The following is a 15,564-nucleotide window of genomic DNA, read 5'->3' on the forward strand; positions in this document are numbered from 1 at the left end:
TAGGGTCTGCTACCTCAGAGGTCGGCGGGCAGCGGCTGCTTCAGCCAGGCCTGCGAGTTCTTTTCCAGGCTGCCGTCCTGTTTCGCCGCGGCAATGATCTCGTTGACCTTGGCCAGCAGCTGCGGCTCGTCCTTGTTCAGGCCCACGTACACCGGCGAATCCTTGAGCTTCACCTTCAGCGCCGGGATGCGCTTGGGGTTGCGCTCGCTGATGGCCACCATCACCACGTTGCCGCTGGCGATCAGGTCCACCTGGTTGGCCAGGTAGGCGGCGATGGTCGAGTTGTTGTCCTCGAAGCGCTTGATGGTCACACCCTCGGGGGCGACCTTGGTCAGCTCGATGTCCTCGATGGCGCCGCGGGTGACGCTGATGGTCTTGCCCTTGAGGTCGTCGAGGCTGGCGATGGGCGCGTCGGGCGGGCCGAACACCGCGAGGTAGAAGGGCGCGTAGGCGCTGGAGAAGTCGATGACCTTCTCGCGGTCGGGGTTCTTGCCCAGGCTGGAGATCACCAGGTCGACCTTGCCGGTGGTGAGGTAGGGGATGCGGTTGGTGCTGTTGACCGGGGTCAGTTCCAGCTTGACCTTGAGGCGGTCGGCAATCAGCTGCGCGGTGTCGATGTCCAGGCCGCGCGGCTTCATGTCCGGGCCAATCGAGCCGAAGGGCGGGAAGTCCTGGGGCACGGCGACTTTCAGGGTGCCGCGCTTGACCACGTCCTCCAGGCCGTCGGCGTGGGCGGGGGCCTGGCAAAGCATCAGGCTGGCGAACAGAGCGGTGAGCAGGGCGGTACAGCGCTGGATCATGGCACGGTCTCCGAAAGTGAGTGCCAAGCCCAGTGCACAGCTCATGCCAGGAACGCCGAAACCCCTGGCCGCGGGCTTTTGGTTGGTCATACTGGTCTGAACAGCTGCACCGGTTTCGAGCAATAAATACGGGGGTGAACCGTTAAAGGGCGTGATTTGCCAGGCGGAAAAAATGGCGTTACAACAGTTATTCCATACGCCCGAAACGCCCTGCGCCCATGATGAATTCAATGAACCGAGCGGTACCTGATCTCGCCATCCAGGGCATTCGCCAACTGATCAGCCAGCACGGCTTCGAAGCCGGCGCCGCGCTGCCCTCGCAGCGCGACCTGGCGGAGCAATTGGGGGTGAGCCGCGCGTCGCTGCGCGAGGCGTTGTCGACCCTCAGCGCCTTGGGGGTGGTCAGTATCCAGCCGGGCAAGGGCGTGTTCGTGCAGGCGCCGGGGGCGGGGCAGGCTGCACCCGCCGGGCTGGCCTGGCCGTTCGCGGCCCAGGCCACGCCCGAGGACATTTTCCAGCTGCGCTACGCCCTGGAAAGCTTCGCCGCGGGCCTGGCGGCCGTGCGCCTGAACGCCGACGAACTGGACGGCCTGCAGGATAACGTCGAGGCCATGCGCGCCGAGCTGCGTGGTGGCGACTTCGAGGCCGCCGCGCGCCTGGACTTCGACTTCCACCGGCGCATCCTGGTGGCCAGCGGCAACCAGGCCATGGCCAGCATCCTGGTCGCCAGCGCCGATATCTTCCTGGAAAGCCAGAAGCTACCGTTCATCCGCGCCGAGCGGGCCATGGAGACCTGGCAAGAGCACCGCAAGATCCTTCGTGCCCTGGCGCGTCACGCCGCCGCACCGGCCTCCCGCGCCATGCAGGAACACATCCGCGCGGCGGCCCTGCGCACGGGCATTGCCTTCGTCGCGCCCTGATAGCGATTGGTTAAATCTGGAATCACTATAGTTAGAGACAATCATCATCGGCTTCCTGTAGGGCGCCTGTGCCGTTATGATGGGCGACGTTTTTCCAGAATTCGACCGCGGAGCCCGTTATGAGCAGCGACAAAATCGTGCACGTCACTGATGCAACCTTTGAGGAGCAAGTACTCAAGGCCAAGGGCCCTGTCCTCGTTGACTATTGGGCTGAGTGGTGTGGCCCATGCAAGATGATCGCACCCGTGCTGGACGAGATCGCCGGTACCTACGAAGGTAAAGTGACCATCGCCAAGCTGAACATCGACGACAACCAGGAAACCCCAGCCAAGCACGGCGTGCGTGGCATTCCTACGCTGATGCTGTTCAAGGACGGTGAAGTGGCAGCGACCAAGGTCGGCGCCCTGTCCAAGTCGCAATTGGCCGCTTTCCTGGATGCCAGCCTGTAATAGCGCTGAAATATCCAGTGGTAATAGCCCCGCACCTTGCGGGGCTTTTTCTTGGGCGAACGACTAGACGCCCAGAAATTCAGGTGTTACATTCGGCCTCGCACTAGTATCTCTAGCGCCCCCTGCAAGCCGTCGCCGACGCACTCCTACTCGAATTAGTACGCGATCCTGTCGCCTTCTCTGCGGCGCGGCCTCATTAAGCCCAAAGCTTAATTTCTCCCTCCATACATGATTACGTCATTCCCTTATGAACCTGACTGAACTCAAGCAAAAGCCGATTACCGATCTGCTCGAAATGGCCGAACAGATGGGCATAGAAAATATGGCCCGTTCGCGCAAGCAGGATGTGATTTTCTCCCTGTTGAAGAAACATGCCAAAAGCGGCGAGGAAATCTCCGGTGATGGCGTGCTGGAGATTCTCCAGGACGGCTTCGGCTTCCTGCGTTCGGCTGACGCTTCGTACCTCGCGGGCCCGGATGACATCTACGTCTCCCCAAGCCAGATCCGTCGCTTCAACCTGCGCACCGGCGACACCATCGTCGGCAAGATCCGCCCTCCAAAGGAAGGCGAGCGTTACTTCGCCCTGTTGAAAGTTGACACCATCAACTTCGACCGCCCGGAAAACGCCAAGAACAAGATTCTGTTCGAAAACCTGACGCCGCTGTTCCCGACCGTGCGCATGAAGATGGAAGCCGGCAACGGTTCCACCGAAGACCTCACCGGTCGTGTCATCGACCTGTGCGCGCCGATCGGCAAGGGCCAGCGTGGCCTGATCGTTGCTCCGCCGAAGGCGGGCAAGACCATCATGCTGCAGAACATCGCGTCGAACATCACGCGTAACAACCCTGAAGTTCACCTGATCGTGCTGCTGATCGACGAACGTCCGGAAGAAGTGACCGAAATGCAGCGCACCGTGCGCGGCGAAGTGGTTGCCTCCACCTTCGACGAGCCGCCAACCCGCCACGTGCAGGTTGCCGAGATGGTGATCGAGAAGGCCAAGCGCCTGGTCGAGCACAAGAAGGACGTGGTCATCCTGCTGGACTCCATCACCCGTCTGGCCCGTGCCTACAACACCGTCATCCCTAGCTCCGGCAAGGTACTGACCGGTGGTGTCGACGCCCACGCCCTGGAGAAGCCGAAGCGTTTCTTCGGCGCTGCGCGTAACATCGAGGAAGGCGGTTCGCTGACCATCATCGCCACTGCGCTGGTCGAGACCGGCTCGAAGATGGACGAAGTGATCTACGAAGAGTTCAAGGGTACCGGCAACATGGAACTGCCCCTGGACCGCAAGATCGCTGAGAAGCGCGTCTTCCCGGCCATCAACATCAACCGTTCCGGTACCCGCCGCGAAGAGTTGCTGACTGCCGACGACGAACTGCAGCGCATGTGGATCCTGCGCAAGCTGCTGCACCCGATGGACGAAGTCGCCGCCATCGAGTTCCTGGTCGACAAGCTGAAGCAGACCAAGACCAACGACGAGTTCTTCCTGTCGATGAAACGCAAGTAAGCACGCTTTTTTAGCCTGCTTGAAAAAATGGCGCCCACCGGGGCGCCATTTTTTTTACATTTTTTCGGAACTGATACACAGCCAGCCCTTCTATGATGCGATGCCCCCGATACCGGGGAACACAAGAAAACAAGGGACTGTCATGGCTGTACTGTCATACCGTCGCGACATCGACGGCCTGCGCGCGCTGGCCGTAATGGTGGTCGTGCTCTTTCACTTCGGCATCACCGGGTTTTCCGGTGGGTTTGTCGGCGTGGACGTGTTTTTCGTCATTTCCGGCTTCCTGATCACCTCGATCATCTGGCGGCAACGCCAGGCGGGGCAGTTCAGCTTCCTAGACTTCTGGACCCGGCGGGCACGGCGCATTCTGCCGGCGTTGTGCGTGGTCATGCTGGCGAGCCTGGTCGCCGGCTGGTTCCTGCTGGCGCCGCATGACTACAGCGACCTGGGCCGCACCGTGCGCTATCAGGCCATGTTCGCTTCCAACATCCTGTTCCGCCGCGAGGATGGCTATTTCGACACGGCCTCTGACCTCAAGCCGCTGCTGCACACCTGGTCGCTGTCGGTGGAAGAGCAGTTCTACATCGTCTTCCCGTTGCTGCTGGGGCTGCTGATGCGCTGGGTCCCGCGCTGGCGCTTGTGGTTGCTGGGGCTCGCGCTGCTGTCCCTCGGCATGAGCACCTGGGCGGTGAAACACGACCCTTCGGCGGCGTTCTTCCTGCTGCCCCTGCGTGCCTGGGAGCTGCTGGCGGGTGCCCTGCTAGCCGTGGCGCCGGTGGCGCAGAGCCGCCGCGCGCCATGGTTTTACCAGGCGGCCAGCCTGGGCGGGCTGGCCATGCTGCTGGCGGCCACCCTGCTGTTCGATGCTGCCACGCCGTTCCCTGGCCCGGCGGCACTGTTGCCGGTGCTGGGCACCGTGTTGCTGATCTGGGCCAATGGCGCCCACGCTACCTGGGTTGCGCGCCTGCTGGGCACGCGGCTGCTGGTGGGTATCGGGCTGCTCTCCTATTCCTGGTACCTGTGGCACTGGCCGGTCCACGTGTTCGCCAGCTACGCCGCGGTGGATGGCCTGGGTGGCTGGCAGGTGGCCGGGTTGCTGGCGCTCAGCCTGGTGCTGGCCTATGCCAGCTGGCGTTGGGTTGAGCAGCCGCTGCGCCAGGCCAGGCCCGCCGCCACGCCGCGGCAGGTGCTGGCGGGCGCGCTGGTGGTGCTGGTGACGATCAGCCTGGCGGGCCAGGCCCTGCGCTGGACCGACGGAATTCCCTCGCGCCTGCCTGAACAGGCGCTCAGGTATGCCCAGGCGAAGGAATGGGAGGGCGGTGAACGTGACTGCCTGTCCGGTTTCGAGGACTCCAAGCCAGTCTGCCGGCTGGGCCCGCAAGGGCAGGGCGTGCCGGCGACGCTGATATGGGGGGACAGCCATGCGGCCGGCATGGGCCCCGCGCTGAAAATAGCCGCCGAGCAGCACGCCATGCCGGTGTCGCTGGCCGCCAAGTCGGGGTGCATTCCAGTGCCGGGCCTTGAAACCAAGCCCGGCTGCCAGGCGTTCAACCAGCGCATGCTGGCCTTGACCGACACCCCGGGGGTGAGCGATGTGGTGCTGGCGGCGCGCTGGAGCCTGTACCTTTACGGGGAGGAAGACGGCGACACCACCTACATGCTGCACGACCCTCATTCTGGCAAGGCTGACCGCGCGTACGCCGAACAGCAGTTGGCGCAGCGGTTGGGCACGCTGGTGACGTTGCTGCGCCAGCATGGCCACCGGGTGTGGCTGGTGGCCGAGGTGCCGCTGCAGAAGCAACCGGTGCCCTGGCGCCTGACACGGCTGGCCATGCTCGGCCGGTCGGCGGCCGATGACGGCCGGCCCGTGGCCGAGCATTTGGCGCGCCAGGCATTCATTCACCAGCTGTTTGGGGGCCTTGCGGCCCGGGACGCTGGTGTGCGGGTGATCGATCCCACGGCGCTGTTCTGCGCCCGGGGCGGCATCTGCCGGGTCGAAAGCAATGGCCAATCGCTCTATATGGATACCAATCATTACGGCGATGCGGCGGCCACCTACCTGCAACCGCTGCTGGCGCCGCTGTTCACGGGGGCAGCGGCGGCCCATGCCAACGCGCAAATCCAGGCCAATTCTGCAGATTGACGGTTCGGCGGCTGCCAGCCGTCGCCGGAGCAGGTACGATGTACGCCTATTTTACGAGTGGCATGGTCAATGAAATTCAAGGATCTTCGGGATTTCGTGCAGCAGCTTGAGCAGCGCGGAGAGTTGAAACGCATCCAGGTGCCGATTTCGCCGGTGCTGGAAATGACTGAAGTCTGCGATCGCACCCTGCGCAGCAAGGGCCCGGCGCTGCTGTTCGAAAAGCCCACCGGCTACGACATTCCGGTGCTGGGCAACCTGTTTGGCACCCCCGGCCGCGTGGCCCTGGGCATGGGCGCCGAAGACGTCAGCGAGCTGCGTGAAATCGGCAAGCTGCTGGCGTTCCTCAAGGAGCCCGAGCCGCCCAAGGGGCTGAAGGACGCCTGGTCCAAGCTGCCGATCTTCAAGAAGATCATTGCCATGGCCCCCAAGGTGGTCAAGGACGCCGCGTGCCAGGAAGTGGTCATCGAGGGCGATGACGTCGACCTGGGCATGCTGCCGGTGCAGACCTGCTGGCCGGGCGACGTCGCGCCGCTGATCACCTGGGGCCTGACCGTTACCCGTGGGCCGAACAAGGATCGCCAGAACCTGGGCATCTACCGCCAGCAGGTCATTGGCCGCAACAAGGTCATCATGCGCTGGCTGAGCCACCGTGGCGGCGCGCTGGACTACCGCGAATGGTGCGAGAAGCACCCGGGCCAGCCGTTCCCGGTATCGGTAGCCCTGGGCGCCGACCCGGCGACCATCCTTGGCGCCGTGACCCCGGTGCCCGACAGCCTGTCGGAATACGCCTTCGCCGGCCTGTTGCGCGACAACCGCACCGAGCTGGTGAAGTGCCGTGGCAACGACCTGCAGGTGCCGGCCAGCGCTGAGATCGTCCTGGAAGGTGTTATCCACCCTGGCGAGATGGCCGACGAAGGTCCCTATGGCGACCACACCGGCTATTACAACGAGGTCGACAGCTTCCCGGTGTTTACCGTGGAGCGCATCACCCACCGTATCAAGCCGATCTACCACAGCACCTACACCGGCCGGCCGCCGGATGAGCCGGCGATCCTGGGCGTGGCGCTGAACGAGGTGTTCGTGCCGATCCTGCAGAAGCAGTTCCCGGAGATCACCGACTTCTACCTGCCGCCCGAAGGCTGTTCCTACCGCATGGCGGTGGTGACCATGAAGAAGCAGTACCCCGGCCACGCCAAGCGGGTGATGCTGGGCGTGTGGTCGTTCCTGCGACAGTTCATGTACACCAAGTTTGTTATCGTCACCGACGACGACATCAACGCGCGGGACTGGAACGACGTGATCTGGGCTATCACCACGCGCATGGACCCCAAGCGCGACACGGTGATGATCGACAACACCCCGATCGACTACCTGGACTTCGCCTCGCCGGTATCGGGCCTGGGCTCGAAGATGGGCCTGGACGCCACCCACAAGTGGCCCGGCGAAACCACCCGTGAGTGGGGGCGCGTGATCGTCAAGGACGACGCCGTTACCAAACGCATCGATGAACTGTGGAACCAGCTAGGAATAGATTGATGCGCGTAACCTTGCAGCCATCGGGCGCGGTGCTGGACACGCTACCCGGCGAACGAATCCTGGAAGCCGCCCAGCGCCTGGGCCACGAGTGCCCGCAAAGCTGTCGCAATGGCAATTGCCACGTGTGCTCGGCGTTGTTGGTGGAGGGCCGTGTGCGCCAGGACGGAGAAGAGCGCGACCACGGTGAAATCTACACCTGCATCGCCGAGCCCCTGGAAGATTGCGTAGTGCTCTGGGACGGCGTGCTGGCCCTGGGCGAGCTGCCGGTGCGCAGCCTCGCCTGCCAGCTCAGCGACTGTACCCCCGTAGGTGGCGACGTCTGGCGCGTGCGCCTGCGCGCGCCGGCCGGCAAGCCGCCGCGCTACCATGCCGGGCAGTACCTGATGATCGAGCGCGAGAACGGCGACAAATCGGCGTTTTCCCTGGCCTCGGCGCCCCACAGCGGCCGCGACCTGGAACTGCACGTGCTGGTGCGCGAAGCCAGCGCCCAGAGCCTGGTCGAGCAGCTGCAGCGCAACCGCATGGCCCGCGTGGAACTGCCGTTCGGCGACACCCACCTGGCCGAGTTGCCGGACGGCCCGCTGGTGCTGATCGCCGCTGGCACCGGCATGGCGCAGATGCACAGCCTGATCGAGCATTGCCGCGCCAAGGGCTTCAAGCACCCGGTGCACCTGTACTGGGGCGTGCGCCGGCCTGAAGACTTCTATCAGCTTGAGCATTGGGAAGAGTGGAAGGCGCTGCCCAACCTGTTCCTGCACCAGGTGGTCAGCGACCTCTGCGGCTGGGAAGGCCGTTGCGGCATGCTGCACGAGGCGGTCTGTGAAGACATTACCGACCTGGCTGGCGTGCATGTCTACGCCAGCGGCTCGCCGGCCATGATCTACGCCACCCTGGACGCCCTGGTGGCGGCAGGCATGGATGCGCACCAGATGCGTGCCGACGTGTTCGCCTACGCGCCCCGTCCCTGAGCGCAAGGTCAAAAACGCACGCCGACGTTGACCATGGTCGCGGCCAACCCCAGCAACACCACTTCCCCGGTCACCGGCCCCCAGTGGGCGCCGATGCCGGGGATCACCGCCGGCGCGAAGCCGAAGCGGTTCAAGGGCAGCTTGTCCCGGTAATTTCCCTTGTAGCCATGGATCACCCCTGCGCTGAGCTTGTAGTACAGCGCGGAGTCCGGCACGTCGAAGCGCTTGCCTGCGTAGGCGTAGAACGACCGCTGGCTGAAGGAGTTGCGGAAGGTGGCGCCGCCCGCCAGCCAGCCGGATGCCAGGTTGCGCTCCAGGCCGACCAGGTCCTGATGGTTGTTGTACTGGCCGTTGCTGGCGAAGTGGCGGGTCAGCACGCTGCCTTGCAACAGCCAGAAGTCATCGCTTGCGGCAATTGCAGGGGGCGCCCAGGCTGCCAGTGCGGCTGGCAGCACGCGGGCGAGGGTGCTGAGGGAAAATTTCATGATCATTGACCGCTATCTATCGGAAGCGTGCTTTTTCGCTCATATCGATAGGAAGTTTCTAGACGTGAAACTTCTGAATATTTCGTAGGAAAGTTTACATGTGTCTTGGCTGCACTATTCTCAGGCAATAGCAGGGGCAACTTCACTGGGCGCAAGTGCCACTTCGGTGCGCAGTTGTGCTGTGTGGCCCACTTCGGTGCTTTATAACCAACGCCAGTCGAGTTGCTTATAAGCGTTTGCAAGGGCTTGTTTTTCTGAGGTTATCTGCCGTACGGTAACAGCGGGGCTGTAGCAATCGGTTAAAGTGAGTCGGCCTTGTCGATTCACGGGGATATCAGGCGACGACTATGTCGGCTATCGAAACTGCACACTTCAACGAGGTCTACCCACCTTCGCTCGACCTCGGGCCGCAATTGACCCACGAGCAACTGGTGCACTCCCTCCAAACCACCATGGCGCGCCATAAGGGCGGGCCGGTCTGGCTGTTTGCCTACGGTTCGCTGATCTGGCGGCCGGAGTGCAGCGCGGTGGAGCGCCGCCGTGCACGGGTGCATGGTTACCACCGCGGCCTGTACCTGTGGTCCCACGAGCACCGCGGCACGCCGGAACGCCCCGGGCTGGTGTTCGGCCTGGACCGCGGCGGTTCCTGCAGCGGCTTTGCCTACCGCCTGCCGCAGGAACAACTGCAGGATTCGTTGCTGGCGCTGTGGCAGCGGGAGATGCCCTATCCGTCCTATCGGCCGCACTGGCTGAACTGCCGCCTTGAAGACGGCACCAAGGTGCAGGCGCTGGGCTTCGTGCTTGAACGGCACCTGCCCAGCTACGCGGGCAACCTGCCCGACAACCTCTTGAGCCACATCCTGGAAAGCGCCAGCGGCCGGTTCGGCAGCACCCTGGACTACGTGCAGCAGACCATCAGCGCCCTGCGCAGCCACGAAATGCCCGACCGCAACCTGGAGGCGCGCATCAAGCGCTGCCATTCGCGTGAGGGTTAGGCGCCGGCCGCCGGTGGCATCAGTTCCTTGTACATGCCCTGCACCGCTGCCACTGGCGCGGCCAGGCCGATGGCCGGCGTGAAGGGCGCGCCGCCGATGGCCGAGAAGGGCGCCCACTGGGTGCCATGGCTGACTGCACGCTCGTTCTTGTCGGCTTCGGTGACATACGTGTAGCTGTACTTGCGCATGTTGGCGTACCAGTCGTCGTGGATATGCATGGTGTCGTGTGCCTGCTTGAGCGCTGCCGCGTCCAGGTTCAGGCACTTTTGCAGTTCGACGCCCCAGCGTTGCAGGCAGGTTTCTGCCAAGTGCCGCACCACCATCCCCGGCTCAGGCAACGCCTTGGCGCCCGCCACGCCGTCTTTGGCGGCATTGCCCACCAGGGTGGCGTGCCGCCCTGGCATCGGGTAGACGCCGACCCTGGTGTTGCCGGTGACCTTGGGGATGACGCAAGCGAAGCCCTTCGAGCGTTCGTCCCGGGCGTAAAACCCGACGTATTCGCGCACATTGCTGCCCAGGTTGACGCGCTCTGGCTGAAAGTTGAACAACCCCGGCACTGGGTCAATGGCGAAGATATTCACCGGGATATGCTTGAGGGCCGGGTCCTTGAGCATGGCGTTGGCCAGCATGTGGCAGCTGATGCCACCGCGGCTCCAGCCCACCAGGTTGACCTGGCTGGGGATTTTGCCGCCCTTGCGGAATTGGTTGACGATCTGTTGTTGCAGCTGCTGTGGGGTGGGGTTGCGGTCGCCGTAGTCATATATCCGCGCCCAGAAGCTGCCCTTGACCTGGACATCCTGAATAGGCACCCCGGCCTTCTTGAGCGCCTGGTAATCGGCTTCGTTAAGTTTGTCGCGCTGCCATTCGAATTCGCCCTTGATCATGTTCAAGGCATGGCGCACGTTGGTCTCCCAGCCCTTGCCGAATGCCGGGCCGGCGTAGGGATGGTCCTGGGACTCGACGGTCAGTGTGTCGGCTTGCAGGTTGCCGCTGCCGGGGCCGTCGACGATGATCCAGTCGGCGAACTCGCGGCCCAGGCTATTGGCGGCCAGGGTGGAAACCAGCTCGCCGTTCCAGTAGTTGGGGTGGTGGTTGTCAAAGCAGGTGGCGCTGGTACCACAGAAATACACAGTAAAGACACTCATGGTGAACTCCCTTTCGATGAGGTTGCAACCAGGCGGTTGCGGCGCTCAGTTCAACCTCATCAAGGGGAAGGCACCATTCAGAATCGTTTCCTGAACGGGAACGACTCACCGCACGGCGATTACCAGCTTGCCTACGGCCTGGCGATGGGCCAGCGCGTGGATGGCAGCACCCGCTTCAGCCAGGGGGTAGGTGGCCGAAACCAGCGGCTTGAGCTTGCCCTCGGCAAACCACTGGAACAGCGCCTTGAAGTTGGCCGCGTTGTCCTGCGGCTGGCGCTGGGCGAACGAGCCCCAGAACACCCCCACCACGGCTGCGCCCTTGAGCAGTGCCAGGTTCACCGGCAGCTCGGGGATGCGCCCGCTGGCAAAGCCCACCACCAGCAGGCGGCCGTTCCAGGCGATGGAGCGCACGGCCTGGTCGAACAGGTCGCCGCCCACCGGGTCGTAGATTACGTCGACGCCGTTGCCGCCGGTCAGGCGCTTGATCTCATCCTTGAGGCTGGTTTCGCTGTAGTTGATCAGTTCGTCGGCACCGGCGGCCTTGGCCACCGCCAGCTTGTCGGCGCAGCTGGCCGCGGCAATCACGCGGGCGCCCATGGCCTTGCCGATTTCCACCGCCGCCAGGCCCACGCCACCGGAGGCGCCTAGCACCAGCAGGGTTTCGCCCGGTTGCAGGTTGGCGCGCTGCTTGAGGGCGTGCATGGAGGTGCCGTAGGTCATGCTGAAAGCCGCGGCGGTCTGGTAGTCCATGCCGTCGGGAATCGCCATGACGTTGTAGCCGGGCACGGCGATTTCCTCGGCGAAGCTGCCCCAGCCGGTCAGACCCATCACCCGGTCGCCCACCTTCAGGTGGCTGACGTTCTCGCCTACCGCACGCACCACGCCTGCCGCCTCACCGCCGGGGGCGAAGGGGAAGGGTGGCTTGAACTGGTATTTGCCCTCGATGATCAGCGTGTCGGGAAAGTTGACCCCGGCGGCGTGCACCTCCACCAGCACTTCGTTCTTCTTGATCGCCGGGCTGGCGATGTCTTCCAATACCAGGGTCTCGGCGGGGCCGAAGGCTTTGCACAGCACAGCTTTCATCGGGCTATTCCTTTGCAGGTTGTGGCCGATAAGTGTAGGTGTGACGAATGTGCGGTCAACGAGCATGCCCCCAGCTGATAGGCGTCCATAAGCGCCGGCCCGTGGGTTATCTTGTTATGCTTGCGCCAACAGAATGAGGAACGAATTTGTGAAAGCGTGGATCTTGATGGCGTTGGCCCTGACGCTGCCCGTGTCGGCGGCCATGGCCGAGGAAGGCAAGGAAGAGGGCGGCCCACCGAAAGTGAGCTACATCACCCTGAGCCCGCCCTTTGTGGGCAACTACGCGCTGGACGGCAGCCCGCGCCTGCACGTGTACAAGGCCGACGTGGCCCTGCGCGTGACCGGCCCCGAGGCGGAAGCCGCGGTGAAACACCAGGACCCGCTGATCCGCAACCAGCTGGTGGCGCTGTTCTCCCAGCAGACCGTGGAATCGCTGAGCAACGTCGAGTCCAAGGAAAAGCTGCGCCAGGAAGCGCTCAAGCAGGTGCAGCAGGTCATGACCAGCGAAGAGGGCAAGCCCATGGTCGAGGATTTGCTGTTCAACAACCTGATCGTGCAGTAAGCCTCAGCGCAGCGCCAGCACCGCCGCCCATTGTTCGGCGGTCACTGGCATCACCGACAGCCGGCTGCCCTTTTGTACCAGCGGCAGCTCGGCCAGCGCCGCCTGCTGCTTGAGGTAGCCCAGGCCCAGCACCTTGGCGAAGGTTTCGACGTGGCTCACGTCCACCGCGCTCCAGGGGTTCTTGTCGGCGTTGGCGCGGGCGTCGTGGTAGGCGCTTGCCGGGTCCAGGGCCGTGGGGTCTTCATAGGCCGCCGCGCTGATGCGGGCGATGCCGGCAATGCCTGGTTCCGCGCAGCTGGAGTGGTAGAAGAAGAACTCGTCACCCACGGCCATCGCGCGCAGGAAATTGCGTGCCTGATAGTTGCGCACCCCATCCCAGCGGGTGTCGCCCAGGCGGGCCAGGTCCTTGATGGAGAGCTCGTCGGGCTCTGATTTCATCAGCCAATAGGCCATCGTTGCTGCTCCAAATTTGAAACAAAAATTGTCAGTGTGGCGTTTTCAATACAACCCGACAGTCGGTTGGCGCCAGCGTTGCGTGTCGCGTCATGTTGCCGCAGAATGCGCGCATTTTACGCTTCACATAATTACCGGGCCATCTTCAAGCCAAAGCGCCCGACTTCATCACGACTTGCCTGAGGGGGGCAATTGATGCGCCGCAAACCGGATTTGCTATGGATTTTGGTCATTTTGTTCGGTTTGGGTGTCGTGACCACGGGTTACGCGCAAACCCTGTGGGACCGCAAGGCCAATGCCCCTGTGGAAGTGAACGCGCCCGTCCAGTACCGCTGATTGCAGCGTGAAAAAAGGCCCATCGGCATGCCGATGGGCCTTTTTTTGTGCCTGCAGGGTTACGCCAGGTACCAGCGTTTATCCGACACGGTGCCCTGCAACGGCACGTCCCAACTGGCCTGCGCCAGCCGCTCCACCTTCTGGCACTCATGGGCCAGGCCCAGCAGCACCGGCTTGTGCCAGGCACCGCGGCGGCTGCGGTAGGCCAGGCTGCGGTCGTAGAAGCCACCGCCCATGCCCAACCGGCCGCCCACTTCGTCAAAGCCCACCAGCGGCAGCAGGATCAGGTCCAGCGCCCAGATCACCCGTTGGCGCGCCGGGTTGATGTGCGGTTCGGGAATGCGGAAGCGGTTGCGACGATATGCCTCACCTGCGCGCACCTGCTGGAACACCATTTTGGTCCGTGGCCAGGCGCTGAGCACCGGCAAATAGGTTTTCTTGCCCCGGCGCTGGGCTTCGGCCAGCAGCAGGCGTGGGTCTATTTCGCTGTCGTTGGGCAGGTACAGGGCCACGTGGCGGGCGCGCCGGAACAGCGGGTGCTGGGCCAGCTGGCGGTACAGCCCGCGGGCGGCTTCACGTTGTTGCGCAGGGGTCAGTGCCCGTCGGGCATCGCGCAGCAGGCGGCGCAATTGAGGGCGGGAAAGTGGTGCGGATTCGGTCATGGCGAAGGCCATCCAGAAGCGCCCGGGCCGCGCGGGGCGGCGGGGCGGATACCCATGCCGGCAAGGCCTGGCAGGGGCAAGTAATGCGAGACTCCCCGACGAACCGCTGTCGGTGTAGCCCTTGAACCCGAAAGTTCAAGGTGGAGATTGCAGGAGGCGTTAAGGCTTTCCGTCAAGCGGACATGCGCACCGGCCTCAGCGTGCAACCCCCGTGGTTGTGCGTATCGGCTCAGGGACATGACCGACTGGCAAGCACTCCAGGGAGCGGCGCAAGTATACCCGAAACAATCAGAATGTTTCAGCCCCGGGTTTCATCCTGATCAGTGGCGAGCACCAGGTCGACGCGTTCGAGCAGGTCGCGGACCTGCTCGCGGGTGGAACCGCTGGCGGCGATGTCGGGGGTTTCCTGCTTGTGCAACAGGTCATGGGTAATGTTCAGTGCAGCCATCACGGCGATGCGGTCGGCGCCGATGACCTTGCCGCTGCTGCGGATCTCGCGCATCTTGCCGTCCAGGTAGCGCGCGGCGCTGACCAGGTTGCTGCGCTCCTCGGGGGGGCAGATGATCGAGTATTCCTTGTCGAGGATCTGAACAGTGACGCTATTGCTTGAACTCATGAGTCTTGCTCCAGGGCCTTGAGGCGCGAAATCATCGATTCGACCTTGTGCCGGGCGATTTCGTTTTTTTCTATGAGGTGTGCGCGCTCCTCGCGCCAGGATTTTTCCTGAGCTAGTAGGAGTCCGTTTTGGCGTTTTAGTTGCTCGACTCGGTCGATCAATTGCTCGAGTCGGCCCATCAGCGCTTGCAGGTCGTTCTGTTCCATGGGGTCCCGTTCGCTACAATCAGTGAGTGGCGCAAGGCCTTGCACGTTAACGAGTTGGCCGCGTCGATGGTCTTGGCGCGCCTGCCGGTGCTAGGATACAAGGTCTTCATTCTAGTCATTGCGCCGCCTGGCGCCTAGTTGCCATGTCTATTCAGAAATCCCCGTATCAAGGCTTTGCCGACCTGCTCAACGCTGGCGGTCACCCCGTTTCCCCTGCCGAGCTGCATGGCTTGCTGCTGGGCCGCAGCTGCGCCGGCGCCGACTTCGACGCCGAAGGCTGGCTGGCGGACGCCGCGCTGTCGCTGGACACCGAACCTGCGGACAACGTGCGCAACGCGCTGGTTGGCCTGCAGGCCATGGTCCAGGGCGAGCTCACCGGCGAAGACGTGACCATCGTCATCCTGCTGCCTAGCGACGACGCGCCGCTGACCGAGCGTGCCACCGCCCTGGGCCAATGGTGCCAAGGCTTCCTCACCGGCTTCGGCCTGCACTCGGGTGGCAAGAACCTGAGCCAGGAAGCCCAGGAAATCCTCCAGGACATGGACGCCATTTCCCAGGTGCAGGAAGCGCTGGAAGAATCCGAAGACGCCGAAAGCGACTACATGGAAGTGATGGAATACCTGCGCGTGGCGCCGATGCTGCTGTTCACCGAGTGCGCCAAGCCAGTGGCGGCTGCCAAGCCTTCCCTGCACTGATGC

The 15,564-nt window shown here is 63.6% G+C and carries 18 protein-coding genes and 1 other RNA gene; 10 read left to right on the forward strand and 9 right to left on the reverse strand.

The genetic code is table 11. The features are described from left to right. Nucleotides 1–14 precede the first annotated feature (14 nt). The gene (locus AC0J42_RS01435) at nucleotides 15–800 is read right to left on the reverse strand and encodes a transporter substrate-binding domain-containing protein (RefSeq protein WP_473005077.1); all 786 of its coding nucleotides are present in this window, start codon (nucleotides 798–800) and stop codon (nucleotides 15–17) included. 221 nt (nucleotides 801–1,021) lie between these two features. On the opposite strand from AC0J42_RS01435, the gene AC0J42_RS01440 reads away from it, so the two are divergent. The 6 genes from AC0J42_RS01440 (at nucleotide 1,022) to AC0J42_RS01465 (ending at nucleotide 8,323) form a co-directional block, all read left to right on the forward strand. Then, a complete protein-coding gene (locus AC0J42_RS01440; protein ID WP_473006799.1) occupies nucleotides 1,022–1,720 on the forward strand; it encodes a FadR/GntR family transcriptional regulator in 699 nt (232 codons plus the stop codon). A 119-nt stretch (nucleotides 1,721–1,839) separates the two neighbouring features. Next, nucleotides 1,840–2,169: a thioredoxin TrxA gene (gene trxA, locus AC0J42_RS01445; RefSeq protein WP_027979977.1), complete on the forward strand. Its 330-nt coding sequence runs from the start codon at nucleotides 1,840–1,842 to the stop codon at nucleotides 2,167–2,169. A gap of 247 nt (nucleotides 2,170–2,416) precedes the next feature. Next, nucleotides 2,417–3,676, forward strand: coding sequence for a transcription termination factor Rho (gene rho, locus AC0J42_RS01450; RefSeq protein ID WP_027979976.1), 1,260 nt, complete (start codon nucleotides 2,417–2,419; stop codon nucleotides 3,674–3,676). Between the two features lie 142 nt (nucleotides 3,677–3,818). Continuing rightward, entirely contained in the window at nucleotides 3,819–5,819 is a 2,001-nt protein-coding gene (locus AC0J42_RS01455) for an acyltransferase family protein (RefSeq protein ID WP_473005078.1), read from the forward strand. Nucleotides 5,820–5,888: 69 nt separating this feature from the next. Then, a complete protein-coding gene (gene ubiD / locus AC0J42_RS01460; RefSeq protein ID WP_416421901.1) occupies nucleotides 5,889–7,355 on the forward strand; it encodes a 4-hydroxy-3-polyprenylbenzoate decarboxylase in 1,467 nt (488 codons plus the stop codon). Then, a complete protein-coding gene (locus AC0J42_RS01465) occupies nucleotides 7,355–8,323 on the forward strand; it encodes a CDP-6-deoxy-delta-3,4-glucoseen reductase (protein WP_416421902.1) in 969 nt (322 codons plus the stop codon). The genes ubiD and AC0J42_RS01465 overlap by 1 nt, the downstream gene beginning before the upstream one ends. Nucleotides 8,324–8,331: 8 nt before the next feature. Here the strand turns inward: AC0J42_RS01465 and AC0J42_RS01470 are convergent, their stop codons facing one another. Further along, the gene (locus AC0J42_RS01470) at nucleotides 8,332–8,808 is read right to left on the reverse strand and encodes a sn-glycerol-3-phosphate transporter (protein ID WP_473005079.1); all 477 of its coding nucleotides are present in this window, start codon (nucleotides 8,806–8,808) and stop codon (nucleotides 8,332–8,334) included. A 347-nt stretch (nucleotides 8,809–9,155) separates the two neighbouring features. Here AC0J42_RS01470 and AC0J42_RS01475 point away from each other — a divergent pair, with 347 nt between their 5' ends. Beyond that, a complete protein-coding gene (locus AC0J42_RS01475) occupies nucleotides 9,156–9,803 on the forward strand; it encodes a gamma-glutamylcyclotransferase (RefSeq protein WP_416421904.1) in 648 nt (215 codons plus the stop codon). Here AC0J42_RS01475 and AC0J42_RS01480 read toward each other — a convergent pair. Both AC0J42_RS01480 and AC0J42_RS01485 read right to left on the reverse strand, forming a co-directional pair. After that, the gene (locus AC0J42_RS01480) at nucleotides 9,800–10,948 is read right to left on the reverse strand and encodes a hypothetical protein (protein ID WP_473005080.1); all 1,149 of its coding nucleotides are present in this window, start codon (nucleotides 10,946–10,948) and stop codon (nucleotides 9,800–9,802) included. The two genes, AC0J42_RS01475 and AC0J42_RS01480, sit on opposite strands and share 4 nt — an antisense overlap. Nucleotides 10,949–11,053: 105 nt before the next feature. Next, nucleotides 11,054–12,031 carry an NADPH:quinone oxidoreductase family protein gene (locus AC0J42_RS01485; RefSeq protein ID WP_473005081.1) on the reverse strand — a complete coding sequence of 326 codons (978 nt, stop codon included), beginning with the start codon at nucleotides 12,029–12,031 and terminating at the stop codon, nucleotides 11,054–11,056. A gap of 148 nt (nucleotides 12,032–12,179) precedes the next feature. On the opposite strand from AC0J42_RS01485, the gene AC0J42_RS01490 reads away from it, so the two are divergent. Then, nucleotides 12,180–12,593: a flagellar basal body-associated protein FliL gene (locus tag AC0J42_RS01490; protein ID WP_473005082.1), complete on the forward strand. Its 414-nt coding sequence runs from the start codon at nucleotides 12,180–12,182 to the stop codon at nucleotides 12,591–12,593. 3 nt (nucleotides 12,594–12,596) lie between these two features. Here the strand turns inward: AC0J42_RS01490 and AC0J42_RS01495 are convergent, their stop codons facing one another. Continuing rightward, entirely contained in the window at nucleotides 12,597–13,046 is a 450-nt protein-coding gene (locus tag AC0J42_RS01495; RefSeq protein WP_473005083.1) for an EVE domain-containing protein, read from the reverse strand. Nucleotides 13,047–13,241: 195 nt separating this feature from the next. On the opposite strand from AC0J42_RS01495, the gene AC0J42_RS01500 reads away from it, so the two are divergent. After that, nucleotides 13,242–13,382, forward strand: a complete 141-nt coding sequence (locus tag AC0J42_RS01500) for a hypothetical protein (protein WP_416421909.1) — start codon at nucleotides 13,242–13,244, stop codon at nucleotides 13,380–13,382. Between the two features lie 59 nt (nucleotides 13,383–13,441). Here the strand turns inward: AC0J42_RS01500 and AC0J42_RS01505 are convergent, their stop codons facing one another. The 4 genes from AC0J42_RS01505 to AC0J42_RS01520 form a co-directional block, all read right to left on the reverse strand. Further along, complete coding sequence (locus AC0J42_RS01505; RefSeq protein WP_416421910.1) at nucleotides 13,442–14,044, reverse strand: 5-formyltetrahydrofolate cyclo-ligase; 603 nt, start codon at nucleotides 14,042–14,044, stop codon at nucleotides 13,442–13,444. Nucleotides 14,045–14,132: 88 nt separating this feature from the next. Beyond that, nucleotides 14,133–14,311, reverse strand: a non-coding RNA gene (gene ssrS / locus AC0J42_RS01510) — 6S RNA. A gap of 31 nt (nucleotides 14,312–14,342) precedes the next feature. Further along, nucleotides 14,343–14,660, reverse strand: coding sequence for a cell division protein ZapA (locus AC0J42_RS01515; protein ID WP_416421911.1), 318 nt, complete (start codon nucleotides 14,658–14,660; stop codon nucleotides 14,343–14,345). Then, complete coding sequence (locus AC0J42_RS01520; protein WP_081719218.1) at nucleotides 14,657–14,866, reverse strand: TIGR02449 family protein; 210 nt, start codon at nucleotides 14,864–14,866, stop codon at nucleotides 14,657–14,659. The genes AC0J42_RS01515 and AC0J42_RS01520 overlap by 4 nt, the downstream gene beginning before the upstream one ends. 143 nt (nucleotides 14,867–15,009) lie before the next feature. Between AC0J42_RS01520 and AC0J42_RS01525 the strand changes: the two genes are divergently transcribed. After that, entirely contained in the window at nucleotides 15,010–15,561 is a 552-nt protein-coding gene (locus AC0J42_RS01525; protein ID WP_473005084.1) for a YecA/YgfB family protein, read from the forward strand. Nucleotides 15,562–15,564 lie beyond the last annotated feature (3 nt).

Source organism: Pseudomonas sp. Tav-5-1A, assembly GCF_055755055.1.

What these genes read in the sequence shown, in the direction of transcription:
- AC0J42_RS01435 (WP_473005077.1), bottom strand. Translation starts at nt 800, where the DNA reads ATGATCCAGCGCTGTACCGCCCTGCTCACCGCTCTGTTCGCCAGCCTG.
- AC0J42_RS01440 (WP_473006799.1), top strand. Translation starts at nt 1,022, where the DNA reads ATGAATTCAATGAACCGAGCGGTACCTGATCTCGCCATCCAGGGCATT.
- trxA (WP_027979977.1), top strand. Translation starts at nt 1,840, where the DNA reads ATGAGCAGCGACAAAATCGTGCACGTCACTGATGCAACCTTTGAGGAG.
- rho (WP_027979976.1), top strand. Translation starts at nt 2,417, where the DNA reads ATGAACCTGACTGAACTCAAGCAAAAGCCGATTACCGATCTGCTCGAA.
- AC0J42_RS01455 (WP_473005078.1), top strand. Translation starts at nt 3,819, where the DNA reads ATGGCTGTACTGTCATACCGTCGCGACATCGACGGCCTGCGCGCGCTG.
- ubiD (WP_416421901.1), top strand. Translation starts at nt 5,889, where the DNA reads ATGAAATTCAAGGATCTTCGGGATTTCGTGCAGCAGCTTGAGCAGCGC.
- AC0J42_RS01465 (WP_416421902.1), top strand. Translation starts at nt 7,355, where the DNA reads ATGCGCGTAACCTTGCAGCCATCGGGCGCGGTGCTGGACACGCTACCC.
- AC0J42_RS01470 (WP_473005079.1), bottom strand. Translation starts at nt 8,808, where the DNA reads ATGAAATTTTCCCTCAGCACCCTCGCCCGCGTGCTGCCAGCCGCACTG.
- AC0J42_RS01475 (WP_416421904.1), top strand. Translation starts at nt 9,156, where the DNA reads ATGTCGGCTATCGAAACTGCACACTTCAACGAGGTCTACCCACCTTCG.
- AC0J42_RS01480 (WP_473005080.1), bottom strand. Translation starts at nt 10,948, where the DNA reads ATGAGTGTCTTTACTGTGTATTTCTGTGGTACCAGCGCCACCTGCTTT.
- AC0J42_RS01485 (WP_473005081.1), bottom strand. Translation starts at nt 12,031, where the DNA reads ATGAAAGCTGTGCTGTGCAAAGCCTTCGGCCCCGCCGAGACCCTGGTA.
- AC0J42_RS01495 (WP_473005083.1), bottom strand. Translation starts at nt 13,046, where the DNA reads ATGGCCTATTGGCTGATGAAATCAGAGCCCGACGAGCTCTCCATCAAG.
- AC0J42_RS01500 (WP_416421909.1), top strand. Translation starts at nt 13,242, where the DNA reads ATGCGCCGCAAACCGGATTTGCTATGGATTTTGGTCATTTTGTTCGGT.
- AC0J42_RS01505 (WP_416421910.1), bottom strand. Translation starts at nt 14,044, where the DNA reads ATGACCGAATCCGCACCACTTTCCCGCCCTCAATTGCGCCGCCTGCTG.
- AC0J42_RS01515 (WP_416421911.1), bottom strand. Translation starts at nt 14,660, where the DNA reads ATGAGTTCAAGCAATAGCGTCACTGTTCAGATCCTCGACAAGGAATAC.
- AC0J42_RS01520 (WP_081719218.1), bottom strand. Translation starts at nt 14,866, where the DNA reads ATGGAACAGAACGACCTGCAAGCGCTGATGGGCCGACTCGAGCAATTG.
- AC0J42_RS01525 (WP_473005084.1), top strand. Translation starts at nt 15,010, where the DNA reads ATGTCTATTCAGAAATCCCCGTATCAAGGCTTTGCCGACCTGCTCAAC.